The sequence below is a fragment of the Lactobacillus juensis genome, from assembly GCF_036246285.1.
Taxonomy (GTDB): domain Bacteria; phylum Bacillota; class Bacilli; order Lactobacillales; family Lactobacillaceae; genus Lactobacillus; species Lactobacillus juensis.
Map to the genome: position 1 here is coordinate 344,072 of NZ_BTTS01000001.1, position 20,888 is coordinate 364,959.

A 20,888-nucleotide genomic window follows, 5' to 3' on the forward strand; every position below is an offset into this window, starting at 1 on the left:
AAGTTTTTGAACAAGGAGCTATCTGTTTCATTATGCAAAGATTGTGGGTAACTGGATATCGCAACTACGAACTTAATACGTTTGGAGACAAAGATCCTAAGATAAAAATTATTAAGTTGGTTTTAAAGAAACATATGGTTAACCTATTGGAAAATAATCAACTCGACTGGGTAATAACTGGAGCTAACCTTGGGATTGAGCAGTGGGCAAGCGAAGTGGCAATTGATTTACGACAAAAATATCCATTACGAGTATCCATTATTGTTCCCTATGAGGAGTTCGCTAGTAGATGGAACGAAAAAAATCAGGAAAAGTACCTTACTTTAAAACAACAAGTTGATTTTTTTGCCTCCACTTCTAAAGAAAAATATCAAAATCCTGTTCAATTGCGCAACTACCAAAATTTTATGCTTATGCATACCGATAGGGCCCTAATGATTTATGATCCGGAAAATCCGGGAAAACCAAAGTTTGATTATAATTTAATCAAAAAATACCAAGAGACAACAGCATATCCTCTGGAGTTAATTGATTTTTATGATCTGCAAGATGAAGCAGAAGAATTTCAAGAAAATCAAGATGACGAATTTCGAGAATAAGATAACTTTGATTTAAAATTAACATTTTAGTTTTAAGCCAGTCCAGTTTTTGCTAGAATAAAAGTGATAAAAAAAGGAGTTGTATATTATCATGGCAGATTTAAATGATATTCAACTATCCACTCAGGATATTTTAAAAAAACAATTTAGAACAAAGGTTAAAGGTTTGGATCCAGATGAGGTCGATGCTTTTTTAGATAAAGTGATTGCTGATTACGATACCTTTGAACAAATAATTGAAGATCTTTATGGCCAAATTGGTAAACTTCAGGGTGAACTAATGGAAGACCAACATAAAGAAGAATCCGTCCAAGCGCAAAAAACTAGAAGGGTAAGTCCAGCGGTTACGCAGGAAACCGTCAGAACTTATAAACCGACTAAAGAAAGTTCTACTCATAGCTTTAATTCAACTACCGAATCGGATTATCAAACGGAAAGTTCTACTAATATGGCTATCATTCAAAGAATTTCAACCCTTGAACGAAAAGTTTATAATCTGGAACAACGAGTTTATGGGTTACAAAAAGAGTAAGCTTTGATATAATTTTAAATGGTGCAAATTTTGAGCAGTCGCGGTTTGACCTGTAAAAAGGTCAGGCTGAGGAAAGTCCACGCACGCACGAGCTGCGATGCTTGTAGTGTTCGTATTTAGCCCAATAAGCTAAAGAATTTTTAATTACGGCGAAAAAAGTGCTAAATCATACGTAAATGACATGCATGAATATTCTGAAAAGTGCCACAGTGACGTAGCAGAGGTGGAAACGCTTCTGGTGGAACGAGGTAAACCCTGCGAGCGTGCAACCCAAACTTGGTGGGGGCGTTTCAATCTATGAAAATGAACTAAAGATTGGAGTTGCTAGTTATAGCAAAGATAGATGGCTGCTAAGGGTATTTATGCCACAAATACCTTAACAGAACGTGGCTTATAGAAATTTGCATTGGCAGCGTTGAGCTTTTCAAAGGGCTCAACGCTTTTTTTAAGAAAAGAAAGAATTAAGATGGAAAAATATCAACTATATACAACTATGGGCGCAGGATTTGAAAGTGTTGTCGCCAAAGAATTGCAGGCAATGGGCTATCAAACGCGTACTGAAAATGGCAGAGTATTTTTTGAAGGCGCGCAAAAAGATATTGTCAAAACCAATCTTTGGTTAAGAGCGGCAGATCGCGTTAAAATTTTATTGAAAGAATTTAGAGCAACTGATTTCGATACTCTTTTTAATCAAGTTTATGACATTGACTGGGCAGAATTACTACCTGTTGACGCGAAATTTCCTGTGAAAGGTAGATCAGTCAGGTCTAAATTGCACTCTGAGCCGGGTATCCAATCAATCGTAAAAAAGGCGATTGTAAATAAGATGTCAGATCAATATCATCGACGTGGCTTTTTGCCAGAGAATGGTAATGAATATCCTCTTGACATTCATATTAATAAAGATGTTGCCAGAATTTCATTGGATACTACTGGAGACAGCTTATTCAAAAGGGGCTATCGTATTGAACACGGTGGAGCACCACTAAAAGAAAACTTTGCAGCAGGACTATTAAAACTAACTCCATATGACGGCACTCATCCTCTTATAGATCCAATGACAGGTTCTGGTACTCTTGCTATTGAAGCTGCGTTAATAGGTAAAAACATCGCTCCTGGCAGTTGGCGCAAATTTGCTTTTGATGGCTTTGATTGGTTTGACAGTTCTATTCATCAGGAATTGCTAGCAGAAGCCAAGAATGAAATCAAACCACTTGAACAACCTATATGGGCAAGTGATATTGATCAGTCTATTCTTGAAATTGCCAAATTAAATGCCAACAATGCTGGTGTTTTACAAGATATTTATTTTAAGCAAGTTGCAGTAAAGGACTTTGCTACTGATCTACAAAATGGAGTTATAATTGCAAATCCACCATATGGTAAACGGCTAAAAGATCGAGAATCAGCTGAAAACCTTTATAAACAAATGGGCGAAACGTTGTTAAAATATGATAGTTTTAGTCAATATTATTTAGTTGGAGATCCTGCTTTTGAGAAATTTTTTGGTAAGAAAGCCACCAAAAAGCGAAAATTATTTAACGGCAACCTAAGAGTAGACTTTTATCAATATTGGGCAAAGAAAAATGATTACTGAAAAATCAAATACGGAATTTTGGGTTATTACGGACACACACTTAATTGCTGATAGCTTGCATGATGATGGGCAGGCATTTCAGAATATTCAGAATACTAGTCAGGGTAAAGATTTGGCTTATCAAGAAACAGCCTTACGTGCATTTGTTGACTTCGCCAATAAAAAGAAACCTGCCGCAATTATTGTCACTGGTGACGTAACTTTTAACGGGGAGTTAGTTTCAGCACAAAAATTTGCTGAAATATTTTCTCGTTTAAAAGCCACAAAATTACTTGTCATACCTGGTAATCATGATATTTATGATGGCTGGGCACGTGCTTTTAAAGGTCCCAATCAGCTCTATGCTCAACAAATAAGTCCAAAAAGTTGGCAGGAAATATTTAAAAATTCATATGACTGTGCACTGAGCATTGATCCTGATTCATTAGCATACAGTGTCCAACTAAATCAACGTTATCTTTTAATACTGCTGGATTCCAATATTTACGGTAAGCAGGAGTCTAATGGCGCACCGATGACCGAAGGACAAATAAATGAAGAAGAAATTATCTGGTTAGAAAAACAGTTGGAAAATGCTAAAAGAAATCATCTAAGGCCTTTATTATTCATGCATCATAACCTATATATTCATAATCAGGCCGTAAATCGAGGCTTTGTCCTAAATAATGCTCAACTTTTATGCCGCTTATGTCAGGACTACAATATTAAACTTGCCTTTTCCGGACATATACACGCTCAAAACATAGTTGGACCAGTAGGAAAAACGCCTGCAATAGAAATAGTAACTTCCAGTTTTTGTTCATATGATCAGGGGTATGGGGTAATCGATGTAAGTCCGAATCATATTAAATATCAACGTCATACATTTAATATGAAGCCGTTTCTAACTAAAAGAGAGCTGGAAGAAAAAAATTTGGCCCATTTTCACCATTATTTGAAGGAAATTCAGATTAAAAATTTGCAAGGAAATTCCAATAAGAAAGATCATTTGCATAGTGAACAATCTGAGTTCTTGCAAAAGGTAAATCATTTGTTTATAGAAATGAATTATCAATATTTTACTGGACATAATCATATCGAAAAAGAGCAACTGAAAAAGTTATATTCTTCTCCTGAATTTAAAATTTTGCTCAAACAAAGACCACGTTTTAGCAATTATATGAGAACTTTATTTGATACGACTAGTCATAGCAACCTTGAAGCAGAAATTTGGTATTGAAAAGGAGCCTTTATGAGAAAAAAGCATTTCATTATTTTAGGTCGCAGTGGATTAATTTATTTTAGCTGGGTATTAATAGTTCTTTTTTTATGTCTTATTTTCTTATATGAAAGTACAAAAGTTTTCAACTGGCCGGCTTTAATTTGTGCTTTAGTTTTCTTAATGTTATTAGTTAATACTTACTTTAATTCATATTGGACCGATGAAATATTTAAGCTGCCATTTCGTGCTAAAGCAAAATTGACATCTGAACCAGCAATTATTTTCGACTGGCAGCTGCTAAAAATTTACAAAATCAAAATTGCAGAATTTGGCCAGTACTATTTATTAAGATTTGAAAAATAAAAAAGGGCAGTTTCAGAAAATGATGTAACCTCAAAGGTTGGTAGTCATACTTAGTGGTGAGACTGTCTTGCCGTTTCAGAAGATTAAATTTAACATAATTCTTAATTTATGGCTGGCAATGCATAAAAATAGATCAATGTTTGTTATAATGACAATTGATTAACTAAAAGGTGGGACCTAAATTCTAATATGAAAAGGATATTATTTAAAATGAAGAGTTAGACTTTAAAATTTAAGAATATAGAAAGAGGCATGCGCAATGAAATCAGATATTCAAATCGCACAAGAAGCTCACGCATTACCCATTAAGGAAATAGCCGCTAAGGTAGGCTTAAGTGAAACAGACATTGAACCATATGGCAATGACAAGGCTAAAATTAACTGGCAGGCAATAAAGCATATAATGGCCAAAAAACACCTTGCTAAACTTATATTGGTTACCTCTATTTCACCCACTCCAGCTGGAGAGGGCAAGTCAACAATGACAATTGGTTTAGGAGATGCCATAAACAATCAATTACACCAGAAAACCATGATTGCTTTGAGAGAACCGTCAATGGGACCAGTTTTTGGCTTAAAGGGCGGCGCAACTGGAGGAGGCCAGGCACAGGTAATTCCGATGGAGGATATTAATCTCCATTTTACCGGAGATATGCATGCTTTAACTGCCGCTATTGATACTTTAGCAGCACTAGTAGACAATTATATCTATCAGGGAAATGAACTTAAATTAGATCCTGAGAGAATTCTTTTAAAGCGCGGAATTGATGTAAACGATCGCAGTTTAAGAAATATTACCGTTGGGCAAGGCTCAAAGTTTAATGGTGTTGAACATAAGTCCAGTTTCGCAATTACTGTTGCCAATGAATTAATGGCTATTCTTTGCTTGTCGACTGATATCGATGACTTAAAAAAGAGAATTGGATTAATGCTCGTTGGTTATACCATTGATGATCAACCTGTTTTCGTTAAGGATCTTGGGTTTGAAGGTGCAATTGCCGCTCTTCTTTCCAATGCCTTAAAGCCTAACCTTGTTCAAACAATTGAGCATACACCTGCTTTAATTCATGGTGGTCCATTTGCCAATATTGCTCATGGTGCCAATACAGTAATGGCAACAAATTTGGCTTTGCATCTAAGCGATTATGTTCTGACTGAAGCAGGATTTGGTAGTGACCTTGGTGGCCAAAAATTCATGGACTTTGTCTCCGAACATCTTGATAAAAAGCCAGATGCCAGTGTAGTTGTGGCTACTGTCCGTGCCTTGAAATATCAGGCAGAAGGGACTACTGATAACTTAAGTAAGGAAAATCTGTCTGCTTTACGCGACGGTTTTGGAAATCTTAAGAGACATATGAATAATATGCGCAATTATGGTATTCCTGTTATTGTTTTGATTAATCATTTCGCAACAGATACTGAAAATGAACTTAATCTTTTACAAAAGCTGATCAAAGAGCAAGGAATTGACTCTGTTGTGGTAGATTATCATGAACAGGGCTCAAAAGGTGGCATAGAAGCAGCAAAAGCAGTCCTTGACTTAGCAAATTCTCAAAGCGGTCATCTTATTCCTACTTACCAAAAAGATGATGACGTTAAAACTAAAATCGCAAAAGTTGCCCAAAAAATATATCATGCCGCACGAGTAGAATATAGTGAAAAAGCGGAAAAAGATATTCAAGAACTGGAAAAAATGGGGAAGGATAAGTTGCCTGTAATTATTGCCAAGACACAATATTCATTCACTGATAATCAAAAATTATTAGGTGCTCCAACTGATTTTACTTTACACGTTAAAGGCGCTAGTTTGAAAAATGGAGCTGGCTTCATTGTCATAACTACAGGCCATGTTTTAGACATGCCTGGACTACCTAAGCATCCTGCTGCATTAGATATTGATGTTGACAACAATGGCAAAATTAGTGGCCTATTTTAAGAGTAACAATGCAATTTTTATATTTAATTATTTCATTATTAATAGTGATCTCCGATCAGTCTTTAAAATCTTTTATTGCTGGTAATTATAAATTGGGTGAATCACACCAAGTTTTACCTCACATTTTCTCATTTACTTATGTGCAAAATGAGGGCGCAGCTTGGAATATTCTTCCGGGTCAAATGGGACTTTTTTATCTAGTTAGCATTATTGCTATCATAGTCTGTTTATATTATCTGTTTAGTAAAAAATTTCATAGTAAACTTTTTAGTATTGGGGTCGCATTAGTTCTTGGAGGAATCATAGGTAATTTAATTGACCGAATTCATCTAAAGTATGTCATTGATATGATTCAAGTAGACTTTATTCACTTCAATATATTTAATATTGCAGATTCTGCAATAACAGTAGGGATAATACTCGTTTTTATTTATCTTCTGTTTTTTGATGAAAGTGAAAAAAAATAATGCCTGATAAATATCAACTTGTCATTCAAGATGAAAAAGGCAGAATAGACAAAGTTCTGGCGACTAAAATTCCAACTTTATCTCGCTCAAGGATCCAAGAATTAGTACAAGACAAAAATATTCTAGTTAATGGCAAAAGGGTTAAAACTTCTTATAAAGTTCAAAAAAATGACTTAATTTCAGTTTTTATACCCAAATTAAAGCCTTTGGCCGTAACTCCAGAGGACATACCACTAGATATTGTTTATGAAGATCAAGATGTAATAGTTGTTAACAAGCCTCAAGGTATGGTAGTTCATCCAGCTGCCGGACATCCGGACCACACTCTTGTCAATGCATTACTTTTTCATACTAAAAATTTGGCTGAAAGTCCTGAGGGCTTTCGTCCGGGAATTGTGCATCGAATTGATAAAGACACATCTGGTTTGTTAATGGTAGCCAAAAATGCTTTTGCGCGTGAAAGCTTAGAGAAACAATTAGCAGAAAAGACAAACAAAAGACTTTATTTAGCAATTGTGCATGGGAATTTTTCTGAAAAATCTGGAACAATTGAAGCTCCGATCGGACGTGATCATTATAATCGTAAAAAAATGGCTGTAGTTGAAAATGGTAAAAATGCAGTCACTCATTTTACTGTCCTAGAACAGTTTCAAAAATATAGTTTAATAAAATGTCAGCTTGAAACAGGACGTACACACCAGATCAGGGTGCATCTTGCGTATATTGGACATCCCGTTGCAGGAGATCCATTATATGGACCACATCATACCTTAAACGGTAATGGTCAGTTTTTGCATGCTCAAGTTCTGGGCTTTAAGCAGCCACGTTCAGGTAAATGGCTGGAATTTGATGTGCAGCCTCCACAAATTTTTTTGGAACAATTGGCTGACTTAAGAGAAAAAAGTGATTAAATGAAACGATATTTGATTCTGGAAAATGGTCAATCATTTCCAGGAGAAGGATTAGGAGCTTCAATAATTTCCACAGGGGAACTAGCTATTCAAACCGGTAATTTTGGTTATCAGGAAGCTTTAACTGATCCAACAAACACAGGTAAAATTTTAGTTTTTACTGCTCCTATGATCGGTGGCAATGGCATTAACGCAATAGATTATGAAAGTATTAATCCAACTGTAAAAGGAATTATTGCCAATGATGTAGCTCAAAATATTTCAGATAGTGAAAACTTTCAAGATTTAGCTTCTTTTTTAAAGGAAAAAAACATACCGGCTATTTATAACGTTGACACCAGGGCTCTAGTTCATCTTTTAAATAAAGAGAAAACCATAAAAGCCTCAATCATGGACACAAACGACGAACATGCTTTTGATCAAATCAAAGCTTTAGTTTTGCCTAAAAACAAGTCTGCCACTGTTTCAACTAAAAATGCATATGCGGTACCTAACGTCGGTAAAACTGTGGCTATTATCGATCTGGGATTAAAGCATTCTATGCTTAGAGAATTATCTTTACGAAAAGTAAACGCTACTGTTTTACCTTATAACGTGTCAGTACCCGATATTAAAAATTTGCGGCCGCAAGGAATTATTATTTCGGGTGGTCCAGGAAAAGTGGAAGAACTCAAAGAGAATCTAAATCCTATTATGGCCGCATTTTATAGAAAAATTCCTCTTTGGGGAATTGGTCTGGGCTTTTTAGCCTTAAGTGAATTTCTTAATTTTGAATTAGTTGCTTTGCCGCAGGCCTATAACGGTATTAATTATCCTGTTATTGACCAAAATACGAATGAGATTTGGCAAGTGGCGATGAATATAGATCAATTAGTACTGCCAAACAGCGTCCAATTTGAAATGGAAAAAGAATTATACGATCTCCATAGTGAGTTATTAGCTGGTTACAGTAATAAAGCCAATAAGGTAATTGGTACAGCTTTTAATGCTGAAGGTGCGCCTGGAAGCCTTGATGCTCTTCCTATTTTTGATAATTTTGTAGAGATGATGGTGTAAAAATGCCTTTAGAAAATGACTTAGATAAAGTTTTAATCATTGGATCAGGCCCAACCTTGGTTGGTAAAGTGTCTGAAACTGATTTGTTAGTTGAAGATGCAATTCGAGCACTTTTTGAAGAAGATATTCAAGTAGTTTTGGTTAATCCTAATCCGGCAACTGTTTCTACTGACAAAAAGCCCGGTTTAACCGTCTATCTGGAACCAATGACATTGGAATTTCTTAAAAGAATAATTCGTATGGAGGAACCAAATGCTATTATTTCTGCTTACGGTTCAACTACAGGCTTAAAAGTTACCAGAGAATTGGTTCAAGACGGCATATTGCAAAAAATGGGAGTTAGGTTGCTAACACTGAATAAACAAACTCTTGCAATGGACAATCACCAAAAACTAAACGCCTTTTTGTCTGAGAACCAGATTGAAAGCAATAAATATTGGAATCTAACTGACTTTAATGCTGTTGATATTCAGAAGCAGCTATCTGAAAAAGTTCAGTTTCCAGTGATGCTTATCAAAGAAAATACCTCGACCAATAATACACAAATTATTTTTGATAACGTTTCCGATTTAAATGAATATTTAACAAAAGAAAGGCAATCTGAGAACTTTTCTTTTAGTAATTACCATTTGTCTGAAGATCTTTCTTCTTGGGGAGAAGTCATTGCTAACATAATTCGTGACAGCTCTGGAAATGTACTTTTCACAAATTTAGCTGATACTCTTGAATCCGTAGCTATCAATGCTGGCGATTCTGCTACTGTAATGCCAGCTTTAACGCTTAATAATGACCAAGTACAAAAAATTCGTGCCATTGCTAAAGTAATTGCTAACAAATTAAAAATAGTGGGAATATTAAATATTCATTTTGCTGTCAAACATGACGGCACCAAATTCTCAGTAAAAATTTTATCAATCAAGCCTCGGTTGACACGTAGTGCGATTTGGTCAAAAAGAGTAGGTTTGTATAGTTTAGGCTATATTGTTTGTAAAATAGCCATTGGCTATCGTTTAGATGAAATAACAGATCCATTATCAGGTCTTAATGCTGCTGTTGAACCAACTTTAGATAAAGTCGCAGTTAGAATGCCTTTCTGGTCCCTAACACAATCTGGCAGCAACCACTATTTATTAGGTACCAAAATGCAAGCCAGTGGGGAAGCCATTGGCTTAGGAACAAATTTTGAATCAGCTTTTTTAAAGGGACTTGCGTCAACAGTTAATCTGAAAATGGCACTTAATGTTTTTAAAACTGAAAAAGCAAAAGAAAAAAGTGAAATTGCAAGTGATTTAAAGCATCCCGATGAGTCACATTTAATTAAGCTTTTAGCCGCAATATCCAAGGGTTTTGATTATCATGAGCTGCAAAACATTATTCATATCCATCCCGTTTATTTTCAAAAACTGGCTCATATCGTGGCAATAGGTCAAAAATTAGCAGCTGGAAATTTAACAGATGAACTATTGATTGAAGCTAAAAAGAGAGGATTTCGCAATGCATTAATTTCTGAACTTTCTAATACTGATGCCAATGCAATTAAAAAGAAGCTTATAAAATTACATTTGAAGCCGGCTTATCAACAAATAGACGGATCTGCCGGAACAATTAAGCCTCTAGTTAAGGCATATTACAGCTCATATGGAGTTCAAGATGAAAGCCAAGCTCTAACTGCAAACAAAAAAGTGCTTGTGATCGGAATGTTACCTTCACAAGTTTCAGTTACAAGCGAATTTGACTACATGATTAGTCATGCAATTGACACTTTACATAATAATAATTATGCCACTGTTTTATTATCCAATAACGATGAATCTGTGGCAATTAGCTATAAAAGGGCAGATAAGGTTTATTTTGAACCTATAACTCTTGAAAGCATCCTTCACATTGCCGAAAAAGAAGATATAAAAGATGTTTTAGTTCAGTTCTCCGGCAAAGAAATGAATGCTTTATGTAAAAAATTAATAAAAAATGGCTTAAATATTTTAGGCAGTAAAAATATTAATCCGAAGGATCGTATTGACCAAGTTTTAAATAAACCATTGAAAAATTTAGGGCAAAATAAGCTTTTAACAACAGTTGATAAAACCGAAGCTAAGAATTTTATCAACGAACATGGTTTTCCAATCCTCATTGGCGGATTTAATAATATGGGCGTTAAGCAAAAATCTGCTGTTGTCTATGATTTGCCAGCTTTAAAGAAATATTTAAAGGAAAATCAATTATCCAAGGTCAGTTTATCTCATTTTATCGAAGGAAATAAATATGAAATTACTGCCATTTCAGATGGTAAAAATGTCACAATTCCCGGTATTATTGAGCATTTGGAACAAACAGGTTCTCATGCGTCAGATTCAATAGCTGTTTTTAAGCCACAAAATTTAACAAAAACAGGCAAAAAACTACTGCTTGAATATGCTACTGAATTGATTAAACGTATAAATATGCGTGGAATTTTTACCTTACATTTTTTAATTGTTGATAAGAAAATATTTTTATTACAAATTAAGCCCTATGCCGGACATAATATTGCTTTTTTATCTAAGGCACTGGGAAAAGATATTACCAAATGCGCAACGGAAGTCCTTATTGGCAAGAATTTACCTGATTTAGGCTATAAAAACGGTTTATGGCATTCAAATAATTTTATTTTTGTCAAAATGCCAGTTTTCTCATATATTGATTACCAAAGTGAAAATACGTTTGATTCAAAAATGAAGTCATCTGGATCCGTCATGGGGCGAGATACTGAGCTTGCAAAAGCTTTATACAAAGGATATGAAGCAAGTGGAATAAGAATACCTAACTTTGGTACAATTTTTATATCTGTTCGTGACGAGGATAAAAAGAAAGTGACAGAACTAGCTCAACGATTTTATCGTCTAGGTTTCAAAATAATTGCTACTGAAGGTACTGCTAATGGCCTAGCAGAAGCTGGAATAACCACAGGAATTGTTTCCAAAATTAGTCATGGTTCGCACAGTCTGTTAGATAAAATACGACAACATAAAATAGATATGGTGATTAACATTACTAACTTATCCGATTCTGCTAGTGACGATGCAACCAGAATACGTGATGAAGCTTTGAATCAGAATATACCTGTTTTTTCAAGTATCGAAACCACAGAACTTATTTTGGGTGTTCTAGAATCGCTGGCGTTAACTACACAGCCAATTTGACAATAAAGCGAAAATGAAACGAGGATGAACAAATCATCCTCGTTTTTTAGTTTATTCTTTTGCTTAATACTCGCTTTTTTTCAGGGGTTACCTCAATTGAATTTTGTCCAGTATAAATTACGAAACCAGGTTTCGCGCCATTAGGTTTTTTTACTCTTTTATCCTGCACATAATCAACCTGCACATGAGCTGAATTTTTAGCTTTAGAAAAATAGGCCGCAATTTCCGCAGTTTCTAAAATATCTTTTTCTGTTGGTTGATCAGATTGCAAAATGACATGCGAACCAGGAATATTTTTTACATGAAACCAAATATCAGTTTTATTAGCTTTTTTTAAGGTGAGCCAATCATTTTGTAAATTATTTTTACCAACTAAAACAGTTTTACCAGATGAAATGCGAAATTTATTGAGGTTTTTCTCAGTGATTTTCTTTTTACGTTTCGGTTTCTGGGGCTTTTTAATGTAGCCTTGATTAATTAATTCTTCGTTAATTTGATCGATATCTTGTGGTTCAGCATTATCGATCGCGGTTTGAATAGTATCAAAATAATTTAAATTGTCTTGAGCTATTTTTATTTGTTCTTTAACGTGTTTAATTGAATCGCGCAGCTTTTTATACTTGGTGAAATATTTTTGACCATTTCGAGCAGGAGAGAGTGCCGCATCAAGCTTAATTTTTAGTGGTTGATTATTATCATAATAATTAGGCAGGTCAATTTCAGTCATTCCCGGTTTAACTTGGGACAAATTTGCATTAAGAATTTCACCTCTAATTCTATACCCTTCAGAATTTTCAGCTTGGTCCAATTGCTTTTGGAGCTTAACTATTTTTTTGGTTAATTTTTTATGCTCGTTTTTTACAACGCGTTCAATTTGACTTGACTTTTGTCTCACCCAATCCTGATTTGATTGATATTGATAAAATTTATCTAAAGCATGATTAATATCTGGATCAGAACTTTCTTTAGTCAGGTTAAGATGGTACGGCAAATAAGGGAAAATTTTCCGTTTATTATTTGGTGTTTTCAGAATAAAAGCACCTTTTTTATTAAACTGACCCATAAACGTTTTAAAAGATGAATAAGAAAAATCGTCTTCCAAATAACCTGCAAGTTCTTGACGATCGTCTCGATCAAGCCCCCCAATCTGACCGGCGAATTTTTCAGGATCGGAATTCGAAGCCCTTTTATTAAACTCTGTTTCCGTCATCTTGAAACCATCAATACCAGATATAAGAGGAGGTAACTCATATTTAGCTTTAGGTAAGAGCAACCGCACTCTATTTTCATCAGGATTAATTCTTTTGAGCAAATCAATTATACGTCCATTTTTCTGGTCATAAAGAATAACATTGCTATGTCTGCCCATTAGCTCCAACGATAAGACTAACTGAACTTGATCTCCAAGCTCATTACGATTACTAAAATAAAAATTGACAATACGGTCAACTCCTAGTTGGTCAATTGACTGTAGAATTGAGCCTTCTAAATATTTACGTAACACCATAACAAAAGTTGGTGCCTTATCAGGATTAGCAATAGTTTGCTCAGTAATATAAAAACGTGGATACTGAGCATTGGCAGATAATAGTAATTGTATATTTTTTCTGTCTTTTCTAAAAGTTAGCACTAGATCTTGTTCAAATGGTTGATAAATTTTGGAAAGCCTGCCACTTTCTATTTTTGGTTTAACATCATTTAGCAGGCTATGTATAAACAAACCATCAAAAGCCATAATATCACCTCAAAACACGCTTTCTATTATACCAAGTATTAGGCGATAAGTGCTTGTTTAAAATATATTTTATTTATAATCTTAAAATAGAGTACCACTAATTATATAGTAATCATTTTTGAAATAACTAAAGAAATCATTGCAAAAAACTGATATACTGGTAATATAGATTTAAAGTTATCAGTATAAATATTTATAAGCTAAAAATAATAGTAGCAGTCAAATGTGAATGTTTCACAACTTTGCTTGGCATTTTTTATGTTCTTAATGTCACTTAAATTTTAGTTTATAAAATATTTTTATGATTTTGTTTAATCAGAAAAGGTAGTTAAATGGATGTTTTATCTTTTAGCACAATTGCTGGAATTATTAAAAACGAAATAAACAAAAAGTGTGGGTTAAACCTTTCGCAAACTAGAATTTTGCTTTATTTTTACCATAATGGCAATACAGCTTTAAAAATGGGAGATTTAGCTGAAAAATTAAAAATATCGCTTTCAACATTAAGCAGACAGTTGCAGCAGAAGAAAACAATGAGCTTTGTAACAATTAAAAGGTCAGAAAGTGACTCAAGTAAAACAGTTTTGTTAAATGATCAGGGATTGGAGAAAATTTCTGAATTGCGAAACGTTTTAAAAGAAATAGAAGAATCACTTTTACATGGTCTTACAGAGCAAGAAATAAAAGCATTTGACCAAATATTTACTAAATTAGTGCAGAAAACAGAACAAACAAGTTCTCTATAGTTGATAGTCGAAACACTTATTTTTTTATGCTATAATTCTTGTATGTTGTACAGACAAAAGCGAAAGGTAAATTAGATGAAGATTGCTTTAGTTACTGATAGTACCAGCGCCATAACAAAACAAGAGGCTGAAAAAAATAACATTATTGTTGTTTCAATTCCGATTATTATAGGTAAAAAAGAATATTTGGAAAATGTTGATATAACCTCTGATCAGCTTTTTAAAATGCAGAGGGAAGGAGCAGATTTTCCTAAAACTTCTCAGCCAAGTACTGGTGATTTAATTCGTCTTTTTGATCGCCTGAATGAAGAAGGCTATGAGGCAATTATTGCTATTACACTTTCCAGCGGGATATCGGGTTTTTATCAAACATTATGTAATTTTGCAGAAAATCACCCAAAATATAATTTACATGCGATTGATTCTAGAATGACTGTTCGTTTACAAGGAAATTTGGTTTTGGCAGCAGCCAAAATGATAAAAAATGGTCTAGATTTGGATACCATTTTAACTCGACTTGAAAAAATTCGTTCTACTATTGATGAAATATTTGTAGTTAATGATTTAAAAAATTTAAGTCGCGGGGGACGTTTAAGCAATGCTGGTGCTTTTATTGGTTCAATGTTAAACATTAAGCCATTGCTTACTTTTAAAGACGGCAATATAGTAGCTTTTGATAAGATCCGTTCTATGAAACGTGCGTTTATCAAAATTAAGAAATTAACTGTAAAGAAAATAGATCAGTTGCCTTATAAAGATAAAATCAAACTTTTTATTATAGATTCCAACGATAGTAGTCAGGTAGATGAGGCTAAAGTGTTTCTAAGAGAAAAGTTTCCGGAGCAAAATATTTCTGTTACCAAATTTAGTCCTGTTATTGCTACACATTTGGGAGAAAAGTCTTTTGCAATTGGTTGGATGATTGATATAGATAAAATTGATTTAACAAAATAAAAGCAACCCCTTGTAAGGTTGCTTTTTTTGACTCAAGAATGTGAGAATATATATGAAACAAATGGATCAAATAACAGAATGGGCAGTAGAATTGCAGAGCATTGCTCAAGACGGCATACAATATGGTCACGATCGCTTTGATAGGGAACGCTACGAACAGGTAAGAAAGATCGCTACTGAAATGATGGCAGCCAAAACTGGATTATCAATAAATGTTGTTAAAGGCTTGTTCAGTAGTGATGATGGTTACCAGACACCTAAAGTTTCTACTAGAGCAGCAATTTTTAATAAACAAAAAATCTTACTGGTTAAAGAGACTACAGATAATTTATGGTCAATGCCTGGTGGTTGGTGTGAACCTAATATAACCGTTAAAGAAAATTGTATAAAAGAAGCCGCAGAGGAGTCCGGGCATAAAATTGAAGTTGAGCGAATTATTGCAGTAACCAACCATTCAACTAACGTTTATGATAAAGAGCGAATTGAAAGAGCTATTAATGTTTGTAATGTCATTTTTTTGTGTAAAGACCTGGGTGGTAAATTTTCCCAAAATACAGAAACTGACAAGTGTTCATTTTTCGAATTCGATAATTTACCACCTTTGTCATTGCCACGAAATTCTTTAGCAGAAATAAAAATGTGTTTTGAAGGGAATCAAAATCCTAATTGGCAAACAAAATTCGACTAAAACAGACTCTGTACTATGCTTGGTTGTGATCACTATTCTTTTTATCGGCCTCTGAAATTTCATTCAATGCAGCACGTTGCTTTTTTTGATCAACGTGAGTATATAAATCGGTTGCTGAAGTTCCTTTTTGGCCCAGTTGCTGAGCTACCAGCACTTGGTCTTTGGTTACGCCATACAGTTCAGAAGCCACTGTATGGCGCAATTTATGGGGAGTGAGCGGGTGACCAAAAGCTGCTGAATATTTGTTGACCATTTTCTCAATAGCGCTTGTGGTGATCCGACGTGTTTTGTTATGCCAGCGAGTCAGAAAAAAAGCTGAATCTTTTTTTACCGCCAAATAGCGTTGTTTTCTGATCTTTTTATAGTCCTTGATGTAACCCAAAGTCCATTCAGCAATTGGTACGCTGTCTCGTTGGCCACCTTTACGGGTTACGTCCAATGTAGCCTTTTTAAAATTAATGTCAGACAAGTCAATTCCTGCACATTCAGAAACTCTGATTCCAGTTCCCAGAATTAAAGCAATGACTGCCATGTCGCGTTCTTTATTTGCTTTAAATCCCGGTAAAGCATGTTTATTGCATTTAAATTCATAATTATTTGCAATAAAATCCAAAAATTGGTATTTTAATTTTCCTGTGTACATGTGTGATTCAAGAACATGGGCCCGATAATTTAAAGTTTTTGTATTATTAAGAGAATCAATTTTGAGCATAACATTGCGCTCAAAGTATGGTTTGCCATTAATATTATCAGCAGTAATAGTTAAAAACTTAAAAAGAGACCTCAGGGCATTAATAGACCGATTGATTGTAGTAGGCGAATTCAAGTTGCCTTGCTTATTCTTAGTATGACCTAAATAATTAATATAAAGCATGATGTCGTTGCGTTGCAGGTGAGCTAAAGTTTGGGTTTCAATGCTTTTGTTATTTTCAGCTTTTGAAATACCTTCATGACGGAGCCAATCAAAAAATCTTCTGATTTCTGTCAGATACTGATAGGAGGTAGCTAAAGAGTGACTAGTACCAAAATTGTATTCTTTAACAAAATCTGGCATTTTGCTTAATTCTTCGTCAATTAGATCTAAATACTTTTTTGTTTCCACGTAATAAATTTCTCCTAGCTTAATTTAATAAGTTACATGCTTTATTATAAAACAAAACTAGAATGTATGTTTGAGTCGCATATACTTATTATGGAATGGAGAAGGGGGAAGCAAAAAACGGCTTTGTTATTTTTTAGGATAAATCTTTTAAAAAGTTTTAAATAGAAATTTCGGCTTTAATTTAAACTTATCAAAAAATTACATCCAGTTTTGCAAAAATCAATCAATGAATAAAAATATTTGAACTCGTTGATAATTTTAATATCTTTCATTAAAATTATAGTTTTAATGAAAGCAACTGAAAAAACTTCATAGCTGACCGTATTCAAAACCTAAACCAAATTATTCGATCAAACTTTAAATTCTCAAATTAAAACAATGTTGCTCAAATTGCTTATAGCTGCTTTTGATACAAAATCTACCAATGTTATCACTTTTAAAGTACTAATATTGGCTGATTCAAACTACTTGTTAATAAAAAATATTAACTAAACGAAAATTAGCTCTAATAATAATTCCTGGGAGACTCACAGGCAGCTAAATGATCAATTATACACTCATTCAGTTTTTAACGAACTCTCAGATGACTTGTGTCAATCTAAAGAATTAGAAATTCATTTAAACAAAAGAATTTCTAATTCTTTTTTACACGCTCTCCGTAATTTCTATTTTACTTTACATAATATATATTATACGAAGTTATATCTTACTAAGCTGCAACTACCTCTTATCAAAATTTCTTACTTTATCAGCTCCATTTAGATAGCTAAATCAATAATTTATAAGTACGATTTTTTATTTTGAATTTCTTCAAAAGTTTATTACGACAAACAAAAGTTGCCATTATTCCAAAAACTATAATTTTATTTTGTATAATGTAAAATGATTTTTATTACTTATAACTTTTTAAAATTAATATGATTAGCCAGCCCTTTTCTTATCCAGATTAATTGATTTATTTAAAAATAATACTTTATAAGTGTAAAAATATAAATAAAAGCGCTTTCTAACATTGATAAATATATAAAACAATTGAAGTTTAATTTTTTTACATAAACACTTTTCTACTTGCCTATCCAGCAAGCGAATACACGCTTTGATATAATATTTGCCACTCTTTCCTTTTTCACTTTAAGTTTAATTATTTGGAGCTTTTTTATTTTATTTTTCCAAAAAATAGCTTACAATACTATGTGGGGTATAGTTTAAAACATTTAGTTTGAGTATAATTTTGCCAAAAGCAAGTGTTTTATTCATTATTATTTTTGTTTTACTGTTTATTTCTATAATTAATCTGTTATTATAGAATATGGAATTATTTTTTTGAAAGGGTTGAATTTATTCCATGAGTATAAATTTAGGAAAAGAAATATGTCGCAGGCGGCGTGAACAAAAGTTGACCCAGGAAGATCTTGCTGAATTAAGTGATCTATCAGTTAACTTTATTTCTCGCCTTGAACGTACAAAAAATCAAAATATTAGTATTCAAAAGCTTGACTCAATTGCCAGAGCTTTAAATACAACTACGCCAGATATTATCATGAATGCTTACCGCTTTAAGGAAGTTAAGGTGGAAAATCACCAAGATAATACTCCTGTATTTATTAAGAAGGTTCTTAATGAACTTAGAAAAATGTCACCTGATAAGGCTGAAAGAGTATGTAAATCATTCATTATTTTGGCTAAGGAAATTAACAAAGATTAGAAAAAGCACGAAATAGATTTTAACTATTTCGTGCTTTTTAAATTACTTAAATGCTTCAGTTAACGGTGGAACAACTTGCTTTTTCCTTGAAACAACTCCAGGTAAGCTAATTTCTGAATCTTTAACTTCACCAAATGCTTTTTCAAATGATGCTAAAGCTTCATTTGAACCTATAACTAATGCGGTTGAGTCTGAATCGAGTACATTAGTTATAAGTAACATAAACAAATCATATCCCTCTGAATTTGCTGAATCTTTCATCGTCTTCAAGAAGGCTTCTTTGCGTTCCAGAGCTTCTGGCAAATCAACCACATTAATTTGAGCTACTCGTACATTTTTGCCATTTAATTCAAATGATTTGGCGTCTAAATCAATTAGTTCTGCTTCTGATTTGCTTGCTATGTTAGTCCCAGCTTTTAATTCTTCCAAGCCATATTTTTCGTAATCTACACCAGCAATTTCTGCAAGTTCCTTAACGGCTTTTTTATCTCTATCAGTAGTTGTAGGAGATTTTAGCAATAATGTGTCAGAGATGATGGCAGAGAGCATGATGCCAGCAATATTCTTAGGAATTTCAACTTTAAAATGCTTATAAAGACTAAACATAATGGTACTAGTGCAACCTACCGGTTCGGCAAGATAAAATAAAGGCATACTAGTGTTAAAATTCATAATTCTGTGGTGATCAACAACATGAGTTACAGTAACCTGATCAATGTCTGATACACTTTGCTGTGGTTCATTGTGATCAACGAGCATTACTTCTTTAACTTCATTTGCTGCGGTCTTGATTACTCTTGGTGCTTTAAAACCAAACTTTTTTAAAGCAAAAGCTGTTTCATCATTAGGTTCGCCTAAAGCAACCGCCTCTGTATTGTAACCAAGCTTATTTTGTAAATATGAATAAGCTATTGCTGTACCAATTGCATCTGTGTCAGGATTTTGATGACCAAAGACCAATTCTTTTTCCATTAGATTTCCTCTTTTTCTTTTTAAAATTTTACTTAATTATAGTTTACCTAATAAAGGTTATTCTTGACAGAATAAATTACAAATTTTTTGTCTGGCAGCAAAATTTTTACAAAATTATTTGACAACGTCAGTCTTCTAAGAATTTCTTAAATTCCTTCAAAAAGTTCTGTATGCGGGGAACCTCTTTTTTCCCCTTGCGATAGATAAGCGAAATAGTGAATTTTTTGACGCCTTTTAAAAATACAGGTACTAAATTAATTTGACTTTGATTTAAGCTATAGTAGGAGTTACTTACAATTGTGTCATACCCCGTGTCTTGTGCTGTATCAACCATTTCTTTAGTGGAAGTGAAAGTTAATGGAACATTCAGACCGTTTCTCGCATTCATCTTATTGCCCAGTTTTCCTTTAAGTATTTGAGTTAAATAAAAACTATCAGGATAAAGAACCCACTTTTTTCCTAAAAACTTAGAAACTGGATATGAATTACCTGCTTCAAGATTTTTATCATGAGTTAGAATAGTTAACCTGTCTTGAGTAACTTTCATTAATTCATACTGGCTTTTTATATTTGACTGACTCTTTTTGGTGGTTTCAGGGAGATAAAGCATTGCTAAATCAATCAAATTATTATCAAGATTATACCAAAGATCTTTACGATTAAAATATGATACGCTGATGGTTATATTGGGATAATTTTTATTGAAATCAACCAAAAATTTCCTAAGAAGATCAGAATTAATACTTTCTAAAACGCCAATTGCAATATTGCCTTTATCAGCTTGGGTAAACTCTTGTATATCACTAACAACAGAATTAATAGTCCCGAGCAGTTTGATTGCCCCAGTTTGCAACTGCTTTCCTGCTTCCGTTAAGTAAAGCTTTTTACCCATTTGGCCAAACAACGGGGTGCCAATTGCATGTTCAATTTTCTTTATTTGCTGAGTTAAAGCCGGTTGGGTAATACCAAGTATCTGAGCAGCTTGGGTGTAGTTCATGGTATCAATTAATTGCAAAAAATAATGTAAGGATTTGGTCGAGAGTATTGTATCTGTTTTAGGCATAAGATGATTCCTTCTATCTTAACAATAATATTGCTCTATTTATATGCTATTATCAATCAAAAACCCCTTTGTGTCAAAGTAT

At 33.6% G+C, this 20,888-nt stretch carries 18 protein-coding genes and 1 other RNA gene; 15 read left to right on the plus strand and 4 right to left on the minus strand.

Features of this window, described 5'->3' with window-relative positions:
* The first annotated feature begins 32 nt into the window (after nucleotides 1–32).
* From AAA926_RS01690 to carB, 11 genes are all read left to right on the plus strand, one after another.
* Complete coding sequence (locus tag AAA926_RS01690; RefSeq protein ID WP_198179234.1) at nucleotides 33–599, plus strand: SLOG family protein; 567 nt, start codon at nucleotides 33–35, stop codon at nucleotides 597–599.
* 91 nt (nucleotides 600–690) lie between these two features.
* Nucleotides 691–1,131: a DivIVA domain-containing protein gene (locus tag AAA926_RS01695; protein WP_265892613.1), complete on the plus strand. Its 441-nt coding sequence runs from the start codon at nucleotides 691–693 to the stop codon at nucleotides 1,129–1,131.
* A 26-nt stretch (nucleotides 1,132–1,157) separates the two neighbouring features.
* Nucleotides 1,158–1,530, plus strand: an RNA gene (gene rnpB, locus AAA926_RS01700) — RNase P RNA component class B.
* Nucleotides 1,531–1,597: 67 nt separating this feature from the next.
* Nucleotides 1,598–2,728: a THUMP domain-containing class I SAM-dependent RNA methyltransferase gene (locus AAA926_RS01705; RefSeq protein WP_338211719.1), complete on the plus strand. Its 1,131-nt coding sequence runs from the start codon at nucleotides 1,598–1,600 to the stop codon at nucleotides 2,726–2,728.
* A complete protein-coding gene (locus tag AAA926_RS01710) occupies nucleotides 2,718–3,947 on the plus strand; it encodes a metallophosphoesterase family protein (RefSeq protein WP_198179240.1) in 1,230 nt (409 codons plus the stop codon). The genes AAA926_RS01705 and AAA926_RS01710 overlap by 11 nt, the downstream gene beginning before the upstream one ends.
* A 12-nt stretch (nucleotides 3,948–3,959) precedes the next feature.
* Entirely contained in the window at nucleotides 3,960–4,292 is a 333-nt protein-coding gene (locus AAA926_RS01715) for an acyltransferase (protein WP_198179242.1), read from the plus strand.
* Between the two features lie 259 nt (nucleotides 4,293–4,551).
* A complete protein-coding gene (locus AAA926_RS01720; protein ID WP_198179244.1) occupies nucleotides 4,552–6,228 on the plus strand; it encodes a formate--tetrahydrofolate ligase in 1,677 nt (558 codons plus the stop codon).
* An 8-nt stretch (nucleotides 6,229–6,236) separates the two neighbouring features.
* Nucleotides 6,237–6,695 (plus strand): signal peptidase II, encoded by a 459-nt coding sequence (gene lspA / locus AAA926_RS01725; RefSeq protein WP_198179246.1) that lies wholly within the window; start codon nucleotides 6,237–6,239, stop codon nucleotides 6,693–6,695.
* Complete coding sequence (locus AAA926_RS01730; protein ID WP_198179248.1) at nucleotides 6,695–7,606, plus strand: RluA family pseudouridine synthase; 912 nt, start codon at nucleotides 6,695–6,697, stop codon at nucleotides 7,604–7,606. Before lspA ends, AAA926_RS01730 begins: the two co-directional genes overlap by 1 nt.
* Complete coding sequence (locus AAA926_RS01735; RefSeq protein WP_198179250.1) at nucleotides 7,607–8,662, plus strand: carbamoyl phosphate synthase small subunit; 1,056 nt, start codon at nucleotides 7,607–7,609, stop codon at nucleotides 8,660–8,662.
* Nucleotides 8,663–8,664: 2 nt separating this feature from the next.
* Nucleotides 8,665–11,841, plus strand: coding sequence for a carbamoyl-phosphate synthase large subunit (gene carB / locus AAA926_RS01740; RefSeq protein ID WP_338211720.1), 3,177 nt, complete (start codon nucleotides 8,665–8,667; stop codon nucleotides 11,839–11,841).
* Between the two features lie 46 nt (nucleotides 11,842–11,887).
* Here the strand turns inward: carB and AAA926_RS01745 are convergent, their stop codons facing one another.
* On the minus strand, nucleotides 11,888–13,576 hold the full coding sequence (locus AAA926_RS01745; RefSeq protein WP_338211721.1) for an Rqc2 family fibronectin-binding protein: 1,689 nt from the start codon (nucleotides 13,574–13,576) through the stop codon (nucleotides 11,888–11,890).
* Nucleotides 13,577–13,908: 332 nt separating this feature from the next.
* On the opposite strand from AAA926_RS01745, the gene AAA926_RS01750 reads away from it, so the two are divergent.
* From AAA926_RS01750 to AAA926_RS01760, 3 genes are all read left to right on the plus strand, one after another.
* The gene (locus AAA926_RS01750; RefSeq protein WP_198179256.1) at nucleotides 13,909–14,322 is read left to right on the plus strand and encodes a MarR family winged helix-turn-helix transcriptional regulator; all 414 of its coding nucleotides are present in this window, start codon (nucleotides 13,909–13,911) and stop codon (nucleotides 14,320–14,322) included.
* A 75-nt stretch (nucleotides 14,323–14,397) separates the two neighbouring features.
* A complete protein-coding gene (locus AAA926_RS01755; RefSeq protein WP_198179258.1) occupies nucleotides 14,398–15,276 on the plus strand; it encodes a DegV family protein in 879 nt (292 codons plus the stop codon).
* Between the two features lie 52 nt (nucleotides 15,277–15,328).
* Entirely contained in the window at nucleotides 15,329–15,964 is a 636-nt protein-coding gene (locus tag AAA926_RS01760) for an NUDIX hydrolase (protein ID WP_198179260.1), read from the plus strand.
* Nucleotides 15,965–15,977: 13 nt separating this feature from the next.
* Here the strand turns inward: AAA926_RS01760 and xerS are convergent, their stop codons facing one another.
* Nucleotides 15,978–17,066 carry a tyrosine recombinase XerS gene (xerS, locus tag AAA926_RS01765; protein ID WP_198179262.1) on the minus strand — a complete coding sequence of 363 codons (1,089 nt, stop codon included), beginning with the start codon at nucleotides 17,064–17,066 and terminating at the stop codon, nucleotides 15,978–15,980.
* 1,345 nt (nucleotides 17,067–18,411) lie between these two features.
* Between xerS and AAA926_RS01770 the strand changes: the two genes are divergently transcribed.
* Nucleotides 18,412–18,771, plus strand: coding sequence for a helix-turn-helix domain-containing protein (locus AAA926_RS01770; protein ID WP_034979176.1), 360 nt, complete (start codon nucleotides 18,412–18,414; stop codon nucleotides 18,769–18,771).
* Nucleotides 18,772–18,813: 42 nt separating this feature from the next.
* On the opposite strand, the gene AAA926_RS01775 is transcribed toward AAA926_RS01770, so the two are convergent.
* Nucleotides 18,814–19,743, minus strand: a complete 930-nt coding sequence (locus tag AAA926_RS01775) for a manganese-dependent inorganic pyrophosphatase (protein WP_198179265.1) — start codon at nucleotides 19,741–19,743, stop codon at nucleotides 18,814–18,816.
* A gap of 127 nt (nucleotides 19,744–19,870) precedes the next feature.
* A complete protein-coding gene (locus tag AAA926_RS01780) occupies nucleotides 19,871–20,806 on the minus strand; it encodes a LysR family transcriptional regulator (RefSeq protein WP_198179267.1) in 936 nt (311 codons plus the stop codon).
* Nucleotides 20,807–20,888: the final 82 nt, after the last annotated feature.

What these genes read in the sequence shown, in the direction of transcription:
- AAA926_RS01755 (WP_198179258.1), top strand. Translation starts at nt 14,398, where the DNA reads ATGAAGATTGCTTTAGTTACTGATAGTACCAGCGCCATAACAAAACAA.
- carB (WP_338211720.1), top strand. Translation starts at nt 8,665, where the DNA reads ATGCCTTTAGAAAATGACTTAGATAAAGTTTTAATCATTGGATCAGGC.
- AAA926_RS01705 (WP_338211719.1), top strand. Translation starts at nt 1,598, where the DNA reads ATGGAAAAATATCAACTATATACAACTATGGGCGCAGGATTTGAAAGT.
- AAA926_RS01735 (WP_198179250.1), top strand. Translation starts at nt 7,607, where the DNA reads ATGAAACGATATTTGATTCTGGAAAATGGTCAATCATTTCCAGGAGAA.
- AAA926_RS01750 (WP_198179256.1), top strand. Translation starts at nt 13,909, where the DNA reads ATGGATGTTTTATCTTTTAGCACAATTGCTGGAATTATTAAAAACGAA.
- AAA926_RS01720 (WP_198179244.1), top strand. Translation starts at nt 4,552, where the DNA reads ATGAAATCAGATATTCAAATCGCACAAGAAGCTCACGCATTACCCATT.
- AAA926_RS01695 (WP_265892613.1), top strand. Translation starts at nt 691, where the DNA reads ATGGCAGATTTAAATGATATTCAACTATCCACTCAGGATATTTTAAAA.
- AAA926_RS01770 (WP_034979176.1), top strand. Translation starts at nt 18,412, where the DNA reads ATGAGTATAAATTTAGGAAAAGAAATATGTCGCAGGCGGCGTGAACAA.
- AAA926_RS01780 (WP_198179267.1), bottom strand. Translation starts at nt 20,806, where the DNA reads ATGCCTAAAACAGATACAATACTCTCGACCAAATCCTTACATTATTTT.
- lspA (WP_198179246.1), top strand. Translation starts at nt 6,237, where the DNA reads ATGCAATTTTTATATTTAATTATTTCATTATTAATAGTGATCTCCGAT.
- AAA926_RS01730 (WP_198179248.1), top strand. Translation starts at nt 6,695, where the DNA reads ATGCCTGATAAATATCAACTTGTCATTCAAGATGAAAAAGGCAGAATA.
- AAA926_RS01690 (WP_198179234.1), top strand. Translation starts at nt 33, where the DNA reads ATGCAAAGATTGTGGGTAACTGGATATCGCAACTACGAACTTAATACG.
- AAA926_RS01710 (WP_198179240.1), top strand. Translation starts at nt 2,718, where the DNA reads ATGATTACTGAAAAATCAAATACGGAATTTTGGGTTATTACGGACACA.
- AAA926_RS01775 (WP_198179265.1), bottom strand. Translation starts at nt 19,743, where the DNA reads ATGGAAAAAGAATTGGTCTTTGGTCATCAAAATCCTGACACAGATGCA.
- AAA926_RS01745 (WP_338211721.1), bottom strand. Translation starts at nt 13,576, where the DNA reads ATGGCTTTTGATGGTTTGTTTATACATAGCCTGCTAAATGATGTTAAA.
- AAA926_RS01760 (WP_198179260.1), top strand. Translation starts at nt 15,329, where the DNA reads ATGAAACAAATGGATCAAATAACAGAATGGGCAGTAGAATTGCAGAGC.
- AAA926_RS01715 (WP_198179242.1), top strand. Translation starts at nt 3,960, where the DNA reads ATGAGAAAAAAGCATTTCATTATTTTAGGTCGCAGTGGATTAATTTAT.